We start from the raw sequence: 12,970 nt of genomic DNA on the forward strand, positions 1-12,970 counted from the left end.
ACCCGCCTTGAACGAGGTCCCGCTAGGCACACTGTTCTCCCTGCTGGCCCTGCTGCTGCTGCTCTCGGCGTTCTTCTCCAGCACCGAGACGGCGTTGATGAGCGTCAACCGCTACCGGCTGCGCCACCGCGCGCGCCAGGGTCATCGCGCGGCGCGCATGGCGGAGGCCCTGCTGCAACGCCCCGATCGCCTCATCGGCCTGATCCTGCTGGGCAACAACTTCGTCAACATCTTCGCCTCCTCGCTGGTCACCGTGATCGCGTTGCGCGTCGGCGGCGAAGGAGCGATCGCGATCGGCGCCGGCATCCTGACCCTGGTGATCCTGGTGTTCTCCGAGGTCGCACCGAAAACCCTTGCAGCCCTGCATCCGGAGCGCCTGGCGCTGCCTGCGGCTCTGATCTACTACCCGCTGCTCAAGGTCACCTATCCACTGGTGTGGGCAGTCAACCTGCTGGCCAACGGCGTGTTGCGGCTGCTGGGCGTCAGCACCGAGCACGTGCAGGGCCATGCGCTGTCCCACGAGGAGCTGCGCACCGTGGTCAGCGAGGCGGGTGCACTGATCCCCAAGCGCCACCAGCGCATGCTCATCAGCGTGCTCGAGCTGCAGGACGTCACCGTCGACGACATCATGGTGCCGCGCAACGACATCGATGGCCTTGACCTCGAAGACGACTGGGACGACCTGCTGGAGCAACTGGCGGAAAGCCGCCATACGCGCATGCCGGTGTACAGGGGCGACCTCGACCAGGTCGTCGGCATCATTCACCTGCGCGCCATCCTCGGTCGCCTGGCCGACGGCGAGCTCAGCCGCGCAGACCTGGAGGCCAAGGCGCTGGAGCCCTATTTCGTCCCGGAGGGAACGCCGCTGCACACGCAGCTGGTGAATTTCCAGCGCGCCAAGCGGCGCCTCGCGCTGGTGGTGGACGAATACGGCGACATCCAGGGGCTGGTGACCCTGGACGACATCCTCGAGGAGATCGTGGGCGAATTCACCACGGACCCGGCCGACATCTACCGCGATGTCGAGGCCGAGCCGGATGGCAGCTACATGGTCAGCGGCGGTGCGAACGTGCGCGAGCTCAACCGCATGATGGCGTGGCGCTTGCCCACCGACGGGCCGAAGACACTCAACGGGCTGATAGTCGAGCGACTGGAGACGATCCCCGAGGCTGGCGCCACGCTGCAGCTGGCGGGCTACGGGCTGGAGATCGTGCAGACTGCGGACAACGCCGTGCGCGCCGTGCGGGTGCGCCCGCCGGGGAAGCCGGCCGGTTCGGACGGCTAGCCGAAGGCCGCCTCGATGGCCTCGCCGAGGCGTTTCACGGGCACCACTTCGAGACCTTCCAGGCGTGCGCGCGGCGCATTCGCCGCGGGCACCACGGCACGCCGGAAGCCGTGCTTGGCGGCTTCGCGCAGGCGCTCTTCGCCGTAGGGCACCGGCCGGATCTCGCCCGCCAGCCCGACCTCCCCGAAGGAGACCAGCCCGCGCTCCAGCGGCCGGTCGCGCAGGCTGCCCAGCGCCGCCAGCAACATCGGCAGGTCCGCCGCGGTCTCGACGATGCGCACCCCGCCCACGACGTTGACGAACACGTCCTGGTCGTACATCGCGATGCCCGCGTGCCGGTGCATCACGGCGAGCAGCAGCGCCAGGCGGTTGGAATCCAGCCCCACCGAGACGCGCCGGGGGTGCCCGCCATGGCTCTCGTCGACCAGCGCCTGGACCTCGACCAGCAGCGGCCGGCTGCCCTCGCGCGCCACCATGACGGCGCTGCCCGAGACGGCGGCGTCGTGACCGGAGAGAAAGATCGAGGACGGGTTGAGCACCTCGCGCAAGCCCTGGCCGGTCATGGCGAACACGCCGATCTCGTTGGCGGCGCCGAAGCGGTTCTTGACCGCGCGGATGATGCGGAAGCGGCTGCCCACGTCGCTCTCGAAATACAACACCGCGTCTACCATGTGCTCCAGCACGCGCGGGCCGGCGATGGCGCCGTCCTTGGTGACGTGGCCGACCAGGAACACTGCCGGTCCGCCCTGCTTGGCATAACGCACCAGGCGCGCCGAACTCTCGCGCAGCTGGGCCACCGCGCCGGGGGCCGACTGCAGCGCGTCGGTGTGCATGGTCTGGATCGAGTCCACCACCAGCACCCGCGGGCGCACTGTGTCGGCCTGGGCCAGGATGCGCTCGATATTGGTTTCCGCCAGCAGCTTGAGGGCGCCTTCTTCCATGCCGATGCGACGCGCGCGCATCCCCACCTGGCGCAGCGACTCCTCGCCGGTGACGTACAGGGTCGGCATGGCGCCGGCCAGGCGCACCGCGGCCTGCAGCAGCAGGGTGGACTTGCCGATGCCGGGATCGCCGCCGATCAGGGTGACCGAGCCGGGCACCAGCCCGCCACCCAGCACGCGGTCCAGCTCGCCGATGCCCGTGGGCCAGCGCGACTCTGACTCCGCCTCGACTTCGGACACCAGCCGGGGCGCCTCGCCCGCCCAGCCGACGGCGCGCGGCCGCGCGGTGTCGAGACTCTCCTCGAGCGTGTTCCAGCGTCCACAGTCGGGACACTGTCCGACCCACTTCGGGCTGGAACCTCCGCATTCGCTGCAGACGAACAATGTCTTCGGCTTGGCCATGCGATCTCCGGTGCCGGCGGCAGTCAGACAAGGTATATGGCACGGGATGCCGGCCGCAAGCGCGGCGCATCCGGGCCTGATTAATGTGATGCTTTCCTCGGACTTGTGGAAAGGGTGTATTAAGCTGTTCAATTACCGGTCGGGCGCGGAGAGACCGGCCCGACAGGCCGTGATGGCACGGCAGCAGTGCGCGCACCGGGACCATTACGGACAAGACCAACTGATGAGCCTCAAGGAAAAAATCCGCTACTTCGAGTTCACGCACACCGGCCAGGTGCGGGATCACAACGAGGATGCCGTGTTCGGGGACATGGAGCTCGGGCTCGTGGTCCTTGCAGACGGCATGGGCGGCTACAATGCCGGCGAGGTTGCGGCCGAACTCGCCATCAAGACGGTCGCCGACATGGTGCGCGCCGGCGTGCAGCGGGAAACACGCAGCGACATCGACGAAACCAGCGGCCTCATGCGCCAGAGCATCGTGCTCCGCAACGCCATCATCCGCGCCAACAAGATCATCTGGCAGACCGCCCAGACCCAGCCGCAGTGCCGCGGCATGGGCACCACCATCGCGGCCTGCCTGTTCCACGACAACCGCGCCTCGATCGCGCACGTCGGCGACTCCCGTGTCTACCGGCTGCGCAAGAGCCGCTTCGAACAGCTGACCCTCGACCATTCGCTGATGCAGGAACTGGTCGATCGCGGCTATTTCTCGCATGAAGAGGCCATGCGCTCGGCCAACCGCAACTACGTCACGCGGGCCCTCGGCGTGGAGCCCAACGTCGAGGTGGAGATCCAGGAAGAAACGGTCAAGAAAGACGACATCTACATGCTCTGCTCCGACGGCTTGTCCGACATGGTCGAGGAGGAAGACATCCATTTAACGCTCAGCACCTTTAGTGCTAACCTCAGCACCGGCGGCGAACAGCTGGTGCAGCTGGCGAACACCAACGGCGGCCGGGACAACATATCAGTGTGCCTGGCGCAGGTGGTCGAGTCGTTCGCCGAGTCGCGCGGCATCGTCAGCCGCCTCAAGGGTTGGTTCGGTTGACGCCCGGACGCTGGTCGGAGCAGATATGGCCCGGATGATTCTCAGCCTGAACGGACAGACCCTTGCGGAGTACAACCTCAGCAAGGAGCGCTATACCGTCGGCCGTCTCGCGGACAACGACATCCGCATCGACAACCCCGCCGTGAGCGGGCATCACTCGCTCGTCATCAACATCCTCAACGACTCCTTCCTCGAGGATTTGAACAGCACCAACGGGACTTACGTCAACGGGCGGCTCATCAAGAAGCATGCTCTGTCGCACGGCGACGTCATCACCATCGGGCACCACCAGCTGAAGTTCGTCGACAGCGAGCTGGAGGACGGTGCCGAGTCCATCGAAAAGACCCTGGTGCTGTCGCCGCGCGAGCTCAGGATGGACCGTCCGCCGCCGGAACCGGTTTCCACTGAGCGAGCGGATGCCGAGGTAGCCACCAGCCTGCTGCAGGCGCCCCCCGCCCGCCTGCAGATTCTCACCGGCGCGTTCGCCGGGCGCGAACTGGAACTGAAGAAGCCGATCACCACCCTCGGCAGGCCTGGAGTACAGGTCATCGCCGTGACGCGGCGCGGCGACAGCTACTCCGCGATCAGCATGAACCGGGGCGAGAGCAAGGGCACGCCAATGGTGAACGGGGAGCCACTCGGCGCCGGCGCGCGCCGGCTCAATGACAACGACGTGCTCGAAGTGGCCGGCATCAAGATGGGTTTCTTCGCGGGCTGAGTCCCGGTGTCCCGTCACCGTCAGCTCATGGTGACGCCGACGCGTTGCGTCACCCCGCACAGCAGCTCGTAGGGGATCGTGCCGGCAAGCCGCGCCAGCTCCTCTACCGGCAGGCCGGCGCCCCAGAGCGTCACCTCGTCACCGACCCGGACTTCGGGGACGCGCGTCACGTCGACCGCGATCATGTCCATGGAGATGCGACCGGCAAGCGGCGCCCGCTGGTTGCGCACCAGCACCGGGGCCCCGCTTCCCAGGTGACGACTGTAGCCGTCGCCGTAGCCGATCGCGGCGATGGCCACGCGGGCGTCCTCCCGCGCGGTCCAGACGCCGCCGTAGCCGACGCGCTCCCCGCGCCGCACCGTGCGCAGGGCGATCACGGTGCTGAGGAGTTCCATCGCCGGCCGCAGGCCGAGGTCCTCGCCAGTGTTGTCGGCGAACGGCGACACGCCGTACAGCATGATGCCGGGCCGGACCCACTCCGCATGGGCGTCCGGCCGCCACAGCAGACCCGCCGAGTTGGCAATGCTGCGCTCGCCCGGCAGGTCGCCGAGAGCCGCGTCGAAACGGGCCAGCTGCTGCGCAGTGACCGCCTCGTCGCGCTCGTCGGCGCACGCCAGGTGCGTCATCAGGCGCACGCCGGGCAGCACGTTGTCGCTTCTCTCCAGGCGGCGCAGGGCCTCGCGTCCCATCTCGGGCGATACGCCGAGCCGGTTCATGCCGGTGTCCAGCTTGAGCCAGGCCTGCACCGGCCGCGACAGCGTCGTCGACTCGAGCATCTCCAGCTGTTCCGGCGAGTGCACCACCAGTTCGAGGCCCAGCGCCGAGGCCAGCGGCAGCTGTTGCGCATCCAGCACGCCCTCGAGCAGGACGATGGGATTGTCGAGTGCTGCCTCGCGCAGCGCCACCGCCTCCTCCATGCGCGCCACGGCAAAGGCGTCCGCGTCCCGCAAGGCGCGGGCTGTGCCGACCAGGCCGTGCCCGTAGCCATTGGCCTTGATCACGGCCATGACGCGGGCCCCGCGGGCCAGTTCGCGTGCCCGTCGCAGGTTGTGGCGCAGCGCAGCGCTCGACACGGTGGCGCGAGCGGCGCGGCGCGGGGGCTGCTCGCCCGGGTCCCGCTCAGCCGAAGGAGGCGCTGCCGTAGGCATCGGGCAGGTAATTCTCGAACTTCGTGTATTCGCCGAGGAAGGTCAGCTGCACATCGCCGATCGGGCCGTTCCGCTGCTTGGCGACGATGATGTCCGCGATGCCCTTGCGGGTGGAGTCCTTGTTGTAGACCTCCTCGCGGTAGATGAAAGCGATCAGGTCGGCGTCCTGCTCGATGGCGCCGGACTCGCGCAGGTCCGACATCACCGGCCGCTTGTCAGTGCGCTGCTCGACGCTGCGATTGAGCTGCGACAAGGTGATCACCGGCACCTCGAGTTCGCGCGCCAGCGCCTTGAGCGAACGCGAGATCTCAGAGATCTCGGTGGCCCGGTTCTCTGCCGTGCCGCTGACCTGCATCAGCTGCAGGTAATCGACCACGATGAGATCGAGGCCATGCTCGCGCTTCAGCCGTCGCGAGCGCGCCCGCAGCTCGGTCGGGTTCAGGGCCGGTGTGTCGTCGATGAACACCCTGGCCCGGGACATCACGGACACGGCGGAATTGATCCGGCTCCAGTCCTCGTCCGAGAACCGGCCGCGCCGCAGGTTCGACTGGTTCACCCGGCCCAGCGAGGAGATCATGCGGAACGACAGCTGCTCGGCCGACATCTCCATGCTGAAAATGGCCACGGACTTCTCGAGCCCGATGGCGGCATGCTCGGCCATGTTCATGGCGAAGCTGGTTTTACCCATGGAGGGACGGCCCGCGATGATGACCAGGTCACCCGGCTGGAGGCCGGCGGTCATGGTGTCGAGGTCCTTGAAGCCGGTGCCGAGACCGGTGACGTCGCCCTCGTTCTTCTGCAGCTCGTCGAGCCGGTCGATGGTGGTGCCGAGGATGCGTTTCAGCGGCTGGAAACCCGCGCCGCGCCGCTTGCCCTGCTCGGCGATCTCGAACACCTTGCGCTCGGCCTCGTCGACCAGCGCGCCGGCGTCCCGGCCCTCCGGCTGGTAGGCACTGGAGGCGATCTCGCCGCCGATGCGGATGAGCTCGCGCAACATGGCGCGCTCGCGCACGATGGCGGCGTAGGCCTTGATATTGGCGGCGCTCGGGGTCTCGCGCGCCAGCTGCCCGAGATAGGCCAGCCCGCCCGCATCGTCCAGCTCGCCCTTGCGGTCGAGCAACTCGGAGACAGTCACGGCGTCCGACGGCTCGCCGCGTTCGGCGAGTTCACCGATGGCAGTGAAGATGAGCTTGTGATCGCGGCGGTAGAAATCGCCGGCCGAAACCGCGTCCGCGATGGTGTCCCAGGCGCTGTTGTCCAGCATCAGGCCGCCGAGCACCGACTGCTCGGCTTCCACTGAGTGCGGCGGGGTGCGCAACGCCTCGGTGTTGCGGCCCGGATATACCGATTCAGGAATACCTGCCAATGGACTACGACCTTGCCCGCGAACGCGAGCTTGCCACATTAGCACAGGCAGGCCGTGCTGCCAGGCAGCACGGCCGCCCGATCATTCCTCGGCTTCCACCGTCACCGTGATGGGCACCGAGACCTCTGAATGCAGGTGCACTTCGACCTCGTGCGTACCCACGGCACGCAGCGGGCCCTCCGCCAGGCGGATCTCGCTGCGCTCGATGGTCACGCCGGCAGCCTCGGCCGCCTCGGCGATGTCCACCGGGCCCACGGAACCGAACAGCTTGCCCTCCGAACCGGCCTTGGCGCGGATGGTCAGCGCGAGACCCTCGATCTTCTCGGCCCGGGCCTTGGCGTCCGCGATCACCGCGGCTGCTTTCGCTTCCAGCTCGGCGCGGCGCGCCTCGAATTCGGCGATGTTCTCCGGCGTCGCCCGTGCCGCCTTGCCTTGCGGCAGCAGGTAGTTACGCGCGTAGCCCGGCTTCACCTTGACCTTGTCGCCGATGCCGCCGAGGTTCTCGACCTTGTCCAGCAGAATTACTTCCATCGTCCTCGTCCTCTATCTCCTCCGGAACCCTGCCCCGGAGCCTGTGTGATCAATTCCTGCCGGCCGCCCTGCGGCGTAAGTCCAGGAAGGTGTCCAGCAAGCCGTAAAACGCAAACGCCATCATTGCCCAGGGCGAAAGCAGCACCAGGGCCACCCATCCGCCAATCAGCCAGCCGCGGTGCAGGCCGCGGATTTTTACCATGCCGTGCATCACTGCGATGCCCTGGAGCATCAGCGCCGCGCCGGCAGGCATCGCCACTGCCGCGGCACCGGCGGGTCCGCCGGCCAGCCCCACGAGCATCGCCACGGCCCCTACTCCGCCCACGCCGGGCCCGAGCTGCAGCGTGCGGAAGGCCTCGCCGAAGGCGCCCGGCGTCTTCAGGGCCGCATGCAGCCACATGGCGAGGAACATCCCGCCCAGCGACACCACCAGCAGCGAGGCTGCGATGATGCCGGGCATCAGCGCCAGCAGGCGCTCGGACAGCAGCACCGGGTCCGTCCCGGTCTGGGTCGCCAGCGGCGTGACCAGTTCGTTCACCAGCCCCAGCCACGGCTCGCCCTGCACCGGCGCCGCAAGCGCCCAGCCACCGGCCAGCAACAGGGCGCCAATGGTCGCCAGGCGCGCCGCCGCAGACAGGGAACCGCTGCTGATCAGCAACTGCGTCACCGCGAGCGTCGGCGCCCAGATCATCACCGCCGAGATCACGCCCGCCAAGGGGTGCGCGCCCGACGCCCAGCCGACCAGCACGAGCAGCGCCGCCGCACCCGCTGCAGCCCGCCAGCCGGCGCCCGCCCCGCGCTGCAATGCCGCCAGCGACAAGACCGCGCAGCTCAACGGCGCAAGCATCGGTAACAGGGCGAGGCCGGCCGCCATGAGGGCGGCGCGGTAATCACGCTCAGTTATCCAGCGGGCAAATTCCGCCATCCCCGCACCTCCCGGGCGCTGCTCTGCGCTGCTCTGCGCCGCCCGGGCGGCACCGACCGTCAGTGACGGTCGGTGTAGGGCAGCAGCGCCAGGTAACGGGCGCGCTTGATGGCGACCGCGAGCTGGCGCTGGTAGTTCGAACGCGTCCCCGTGATGCGGCTCGGAACGATCTTCCCGGTCTCCGTCACGTAGGCCTTGAGCGTGGCGAGATCCTTGTAGTCGATCTCCTTCACATCGTCTGCCGTGAAGCGGCAGAACTTTCTCCTGCGCATGAAACGTGCCATGTCCTGCTACTCCTCAGTCATCCGACGCGCGACCACGATCATCATCGTCGTCGTCGTCATCATCGTTGTCGTCATCGTCGTCACGGCTGCGGCGACGGCCCTCGCCGCGCTCCTCCTCCGGCTTCGCCATGGGCGAAGGCTCGGTGACGGCCTCGTCACGGGCAATGACCATGTGACGCAGGACGGCGTCGTTGAAGCGGAAGGCGCCGGTGAGTTCGTCCAGCGTGGCCTTGCTGCACTCGATGTTGAGCAGCACGTAGTGGGCCTTGTGGACCTTGAGTATGGGAAAGGCGAGCTGGCGCCGGCCCCAGTCTTCCTGGCGGTGAATAGTGCCCCCGTCGGCCTCGATCATCCCGCGATAGCGTTCGATCATGGCAGGGACCTGCTCGCTCTGGTCCGGATGGACCAGGAACACGATCTCGTAGTGCCGCATGTTGTCTCCCTTCGGATTGGTGCAGCCGCCCGCCCGGCATGGCGGTGCGGCAGGGAAATCGCGCCGGCCCAATGCCAGCGCGAAGCCCGGCAGGATAACGGTTAATCCCCCCTGCGCGCAAGCGCCAGGTAGAGCAGGATGCCGGCCGCCACGGATACGTTGAGGCTCTCTACCGCGCCCTTCATCGGCAGGCTCAGCAGCAGGTCGCAATGCTCCCGGGTCAGGCGGCGCAGGCCGGCGCCCTCGGCGCCGAGCACCAGGGCCAACGGGCCGGACAGGTCGGCCTCGAATGCAGGCTGGCCGCCGGCCTCTGCGCCGGCGACCCAGATCCCCCTCTCCTTCAGGGCCCGCAGGCAGCGGGCAAGGTTCACGACCTGGACCAGTGGCACGGTTTCGGCCGCCCCGGCCGCGGCCTTGCGCGCGGCCGGCGTCAGCCCGGCGGCGCGATCCTTGGGCACGATCACCGCGTGCGCCCCGGCGGCGTCGGCGGTGCGCAGGCAGGCGCCGAGGTTATGCGGGTCCTGCACACCGTCCAGGACCAGCAGGAACGGCGGCTCCTGCAACCGGTCCAGCAGTTCATACAGGTCGTTCTCGTCCAGGGGCGCCGCAGGGGCCAGCCGCGCCACCACCCCCTGGTGCACGCCGCCGCCGGCCATGCCGTCGAGAGTCTCACGCGGCACGAACTGGCAGCGAACACCCTGCGCCTCGGCCAGCGCGAGCACCTCGGCCATGCGCGCGTCTGCACGCCCGCCCAGGGCCCACAGCTCGAGCACCCGCTCCGGTGCGCGCTGCAACACCTCGCGCACCGGATGCAGCCCCCAGGCCAGTTCCCGCGTGCTCACCGGCGCCCGCCCCTGCGACCGCTCTTCTCGCCCCCGCCTCGTCCGCCGCGCTTGCGTGTGCCCTTTTTCGGCTCGCGCTCGGGGGGCGCCGCCTCCACCAGCTCGAAGTCGATCTTGCGATCCTCCATGCTGACGCGGATGAGCCGCACCGGCAGCCGGTCACTGAGCCGGAACACCCGCCCGGTATGCTCGCCCACCAGCCGCTGGTGCACGGGGTCGCGCTGGTAGTAGTCGCCGCCCAGGGAACTGACATGCACCAGGCCGTCGATCTGGTATTCGGGGATCTGCACGAACAAGCCGAACTCCACCACGCCGGTGACGATGGCGTCGAACTCCTCGCCGATGCGGTCCTGCATGAACTCGCACTTCAGCCAGTCCATGGCGTCGCGCGTGGCCTCGTCGGCGCGCCGCTCGGTCATGGAGCAATGGCGGCCGAAGCCTTCCATCTCGCGCCCCCCGTGCTCGAAGCCCTCGGCCTTGCCGTTGCGCAGCAGGTGACGGATGGCGCGGTGGACGAGCAGGTCCGGGTAACGCCGGATCGGCGAGGTGAAGTGGGCGTAGCGCTCCAGTGCCAGGCCGAAGTGACCGATGTTCTCCGGCCGGTACACCGCCTGGCTCATGGAGCGCAGGATCACCGTCTCGATCAGGTCCGCGTCGGGACGCCCGGCCACCTCCGCCACCAGCTCCGAGAGGTGCTTCGGTTCCAGGCGCTCGCGGGTCGGCAGCTTGAGGCCGAAAGCCCCGAGGAACTCCCGCAGGGCCGTGAGCCGGTCCTCCTCGGGCGGGGCATGCACCCGGTAGAGCGTCGGGATCTTGTGCTTCTCGAGGAAACTCGCCGCCTCGACGTTGGCCGCGATCATGCACTCCTCGATGATGCGGTGGGCGTCGTTGCGATGGCGCGGCTCGATGCGTGCGATGTGTCCCTTGGGATCGAAGCGCAGCACCACCTCGGGCAGGTCGAAGTCCACCGCACCGCGCCGCGCCCTGGCCTTCGCCAGCGCCCGCCACAGCTCGTGCAGCGCCTCGAGATGAGGCAGCAGCTTCTCGTGGCGGCGCCGCAGCCCCGGATCACCCTCGACCAGGATGCCTGCGACCTCGTCATAAGTGAGGCGTGCGTGCGAACGCATCAGCCCCTCGTGGAACTTCGCGGACCGGACCGTGCCGGTGGGGCCAACCTCCATCTCGCACACCATGCACAGCCGGTCCACGCCGGGGTTGAGGGAGCACAGTCCGTTGGACAGGCTCTCCGGCAGCATGGGGATCACCTTGCGCGGGAAGTACACCGAGGTGCCGCGCTCGCGCGCCTCCGTGTCCAGCGGGCCGTCTGCCGGGACGTGGTGCGACACGTCGGCAATGGCGACGAGAAGGCGCCAGCCCTTGCCCACCCGCTCGCACCACACGGCGTCGTCGAAATCCTTGGCATCGGCACCGTCGATGGTGACCAGCGGCACGTCGCGCAGGTCGAGCCGCCCGCGCTTGGCGGACGGCCGCACCCGGTCGCCCCAGGCCTCGGCCTCGGCCAGCGCCTCCTCCGGCCAGCGGAACGGCAGGCCATGGGCACGCATGGCGATCTCGGTTTCCATCCCGGGGCCGCCGGCCTCGCCGAGGTTCTCCACTACCCGGCCGACCGGTTGAGTGTCGCGGCTCGGCGCATCGGTCAATTCAACCACCACGATGTCGCCGGGCTTCGCGCCCTTGGCGTCACGCGGCGGCACGGCGATGCTCTGGCTGAAGCGGCGGTTGTCGGGCACCACGAAGCCGATGCCGCTCTCGCGCACGTAGCGCCCCACGATCTCGGACGTGTTGCGCGCCAATACCTCGACCAGCTTGCCCTCGGCACGGCCGCGCGCATCGGTGCGGGCGATGCGCACTGCAACCTTGTCGCCATGCATGGCTTCGCGCATCTCGCGCGGCGAGAGGTAGATGTCCTCGCCGCCCGCGTCGGGCGTGACGAAGCCGTAGCCGTCGCGATGGCCCGTGACGATGCCGGTCACCAGGCCGATATGGCCCACCAGGCAGTAATGCCCGCGCCGGTTGGCGATGATCTGGCCGTCGCGGATCATGGCGCGCAGCCGGTTGCCGAGCGCGCTGCGCACCTCGTCGTCCGCGATGCCCAGCGCCTCGTGCAGCGCCTTCGGCTCCAGCGGCCGGCCGGCCTGTTCCAGCGCCTTCAAGACCTCCTCGCGGGAGGGGATGGCGACGCGGTAACGCTCGCTGTCCGGCTTGTCATTGCGGGGTCGAGTCGGCGTGCCACCACGCCGTCCGGTACGTTTCATATGTGCTTCCTGGAATTCATGGAGAGTGGCGCCCGGAATCTGGCCCGGCCGCGTTGACAAGGATACACGGCGGCCGTATTCTTCGCGTCCCGCTCAGCAGGGTTCCCTGCTTTTCCCTCGTGCCGAGGTGGCGGAATTGGTAGACGCGCTGGCTTCAGGTGCCAGTGGGGGTAACCCCGTGGAGGTTCAAGTCCTCTCCTCGGCACCAAATACTTCGCCACGACTCCCTGACCGGGATTGCGCTGAACGAATCAGCGATCCGGGCGGATAGTGAGCACATACACTGACACGTCAGCGTCACGCATCAATGACTCCGGCGTGTTCCAAGCCATCGAAAACGATGCTTGTCGGCGCCTGCGCTTTCAGTTGGGCAGGCGCCTCGCCACTCCAAGCTCCGGCGCCCAATACGGCAAGTACGGCAATCAACAGCCCGCGCCACACGACTTCATGCTCACTCAATCCTCGCCGTCGTAGGCCTCGAGCAGGCGATCCAGCGCCGCTTCCATCTCGTCTTCGGGAGGCACGACAAGCAGCCAGGTCTCGGGCTCGACTTGTTCCTGTACGTCGCCGAGGACTCTTCGGGCGATTGCCGGCGCGCCTGCCGCGGCAGCCGCCGCGGCTGCAAGCAGCGCCAGGCATACCGTTCCTGCCGGCGCCGCCAGGTAGCGCAGCGGCGCATGTTCACGTTGACGCGCAATCATCGCGTGAGGCTAACCGGCAGTCGCCGCGATAATCCATAGGGATTAAGCCGCGGGCACATCCCTCACGCTG

Annotated in this window: 13 protein-coding genes and 1 tRNA gene; 4 read left to right on the forward strand and 10 right to left on the reverse strand. The window is 68.4% G+C overall.

What is annotated here, in order from left to right; genetic code table 11:
- Positions 1–7 precede the first annotated feature (7 nt).
- On the forward strand, positions 8–1,285 hold the full coding sequence (locus G8346_RS07185; protein WP_166049700.1) for an HlyC/CorC family transporter: 1,278 nt from the start codon (positions 8–10) through the stop codon (positions 1,283–1,285).
- Here G8346_RS07185 and radA read toward each other — a convergent pair.
- Positions 1,282–2,628 (reverse strand): DNA repair protein RadA, encoded by a 1,347-nt coding sequence (radA, locus tag G8346_RS07190; RefSeq protein WP_166049702.1) that lies wholly within the window; start codon positions 2,626–2,628, stop codon positions 1,282–1,284. The two genes, G8346_RS07185 and radA, sit on opposite strands and share 4 nt — an antisense overlap.
- 223 nt (positions 2,629–2,851) lie before the next feature.
- On the opposite strand from radA, the gene G8346_RS07195 reads away from it, so the two are divergent.
- Both G8346_RS07195 and G8346_RS07200 read left to right on the forward strand, forming a co-directional pair.
- On the forward strand, positions 2,852–3,676 hold the full coding sequence (locus G8346_RS07195; protein WP_166049704.1) for a Stp1/IreP family PP2C-type Ser/Thr phosphatase: 825 nt from the start codon (positions 2,852–2,854) through the stop codon (positions 3,674–3,676).
- Between the two features lie 25 nt (positions 3,677–3,701).
- A complete protein-coding gene (locus G8346_RS07200) occupies positions 3,702–4,394 on the forward strand; it encodes an FHA domain-containing protein (protein WP_166049706.1) in 693 nt (230 codons plus the stop codon).
- A 20-nt stretch (positions 4,395–4,414) separates the two neighbouring features.
- Here the strand turns inward: G8346_RS07200 and alr are convergent, their stop codons facing one another.
- From alr to rnr, 8 genes are all read right to left on the reverse strand, one after another.
- Positions 4,415–5,542 (reverse strand): alanine racemase, encoded by a 1,128-nt coding sequence (gene alr, locus G8346_RS07205; protein ID WP_166049708.1) that lies wholly within the window; start codon positions 5,540–5,542, stop codon positions 4,415–4,417.
- Positions 5,514–6,899 (reverse strand): replicative DNA helicase, encoded by a 1,386-nt coding sequence (dnaB, locus tag G8346_RS07210; protein WP_370520583.1) that lies wholly within the window; start codon positions 6,897–6,899, stop codon positions 5,514–5,516. Before dnaB ends, alr begins: the two co-directional genes overlap by 29 nt.
- Before the next feature lie 90 nt (positions 6,900–6,989).
- On the reverse strand, positions 6,990–7,439 hold the full coding sequence (gene rplI, locus G8346_RS07215; protein ID WP_166049712.1) for a 50S ribosomal protein L9: 450 nt from the start codon (positions 7,437–7,439) through the stop codon (positions 6,990–6,992).
- A 49-nt stretch (positions 7,440–7,488) separates the two neighbouring features.
- Positions 7,489–8,364, reverse strand: coding sequence for a hypothetical protein (locus G8346_RS07220; protein WP_166049714.1), 876 nt, complete (start codon positions 8,362–8,364; stop codon positions 7,489–7,491).
- Positions 8,365–8,423: 59 nt separating this feature from the next.
- Positions 8,424–8,648, reverse strand: a complete 225-nt coding sequence (rpsR, locus tag G8346_RS07225; RefSeq protein ID WP_166049717.1) for a 30S ribosomal protein S18 — start codon at positions 8,646–8,648, stop codon at positions 8,424–8,426.
- 13 nt (positions 8,649–8,661) lie between these two features.
- Positions 8,662–9,081: a 30S ribosomal protein S6 gene (rpsF, locus tag G8346_RS07230; protein WP_166049718.1), complete on the reverse strand. Its 420-nt coding sequence runs from the start codon at positions 9,079–9,081 to the stop codon at positions 8,662–8,664.
- A 101-nt stretch (positions 9,082–9,182) separates the two neighbouring features.
- The gene (rlmB, locus tag G8346_RS07235) at positions 9,183–9,923 is read right to left on the reverse strand and encodes a 23S rRNA (guanosine(2251)-2'-O)-methyltransferase RlmB (protein ID WP_166049720.1); all 741 of its coding nucleotides are present in this window, start codon (positions 9,921–9,923) and stop codon (positions 9,183–9,185) included.
- Positions 9,920–12,199, reverse strand: coding sequence for a ribonuclease R (rnr, locus tag G8346_RS07240; protein ID WP_166049722.1), 2,280 nt, complete (start codon positions 12,197–12,199; stop codon positions 9,920–9,922). The genes rlmB and rnr overlap by 4 nt, the downstream gene beginning before the upstream one ends.
- Positions 12,200–12,320: 121 nt before the next feature.
- Here rnr and G8346_RS07245 point away from each other — a divergent pair.
- Positions 12,321–12,407 (forward strand) — tRNA-Leu (locus G8346_RS07245).
- A 247-nt stretch (positions 12,408–12,654) separates the two neighbouring features.
- Here the strand turns inward: G8346_RS07245 and G8346_RS07250 are convergent.
- The gene (locus G8346_RS07250) at positions 12,655–12,900 is read right to left on the reverse strand and encodes a hypothetical protein (RefSeq protein WP_166049724.1); all 246 of its coding nucleotides are present in this window, start codon (positions 12,898–12,900) and stop codon (positions 12,655–12,657) included.
- Positions 12,901–12,970 lie beyond the last annotated feature (70 nt).

This window comes from Thioalkalivibrio sp. XN279, assembly GCF_011089885.1.
GTDB lineage: Bacteria > Pseudomonadota > Gammaproteobacteria > Steroidobacterales > XN24 > XN24.

Excerpts from the sequence above, each read along its gene's own strand:
- radA (WP_166049702.1), bottom strand. The coding sequence starts at position 2,628 with ATGGCCAAGCCGAAGACATTGTTCGTCTGCAGCGAATGCGGAGGTTCC.
- G8346_RS07195 (WP_166049704.1), top strand. The coding sequence starts at position 2,852 with ATGAGCCTCAAGGAAAAAATCCGCTACTTCGAGTTCACGCACACCGGC.
- G8346_RS07200 (WP_166049706.1), top strand. The coding sequence starts at position 3,702 with ATGGCCCGGATGATTCTCAGCCTGAACGGACAGACCCTTGCGGAGTAC.
- alr (WP_166049708.1), bottom strand. The coding sequence starts at position 5,542 with ATGCCTACGGCAGCGCCTCCTTCGGCTGAGCGGGACCCGGGCGAGCAG.
- rplI (WP_166049712.1), bottom strand. The coding sequence starts at position 7,439 with ATGGAAGTAATTCTGCTGGACAAGGTCGAGAACCTCGGCGGCATCGGC.
- G8346_RS07220 (WP_166049714.1), bottom strand. The coding sequence starts at position 8,364 with ATGGCGGAATTTGCCCGCTGGATAACTGAGCGTGATTACCGCGCCGCC.
- rpsR (WP_166049717.1), bottom strand. The coding sequence starts at position 8,648 with ATGGCACGTTTCATGCGCAGGAGAAAGTTCTGCCGCTTCACGGCAGAC.
- rpsF (WP_166049718.1), bottom strand. The coding sequence starts at position 9,081 with ATGCGGCACTACGAGATCGTGTTCCTGGTCCATCCGGACCAGAGCGAG.
- rnr (WP_166049722.1), bottom strand. The coding sequence starts at position 12,199 with ATGAAACGTACCGGACGGCGTGGTGGCACGCCGACTCGACCCCGCAAT.
- G8346_RS07250 (WP_166049724.1), bottom strand. The coding sequence starts at position 12,900 with ATGATTGCGCGTCAACGTGAACATGCGCCGCTGCGCTACCTGGCGGCG.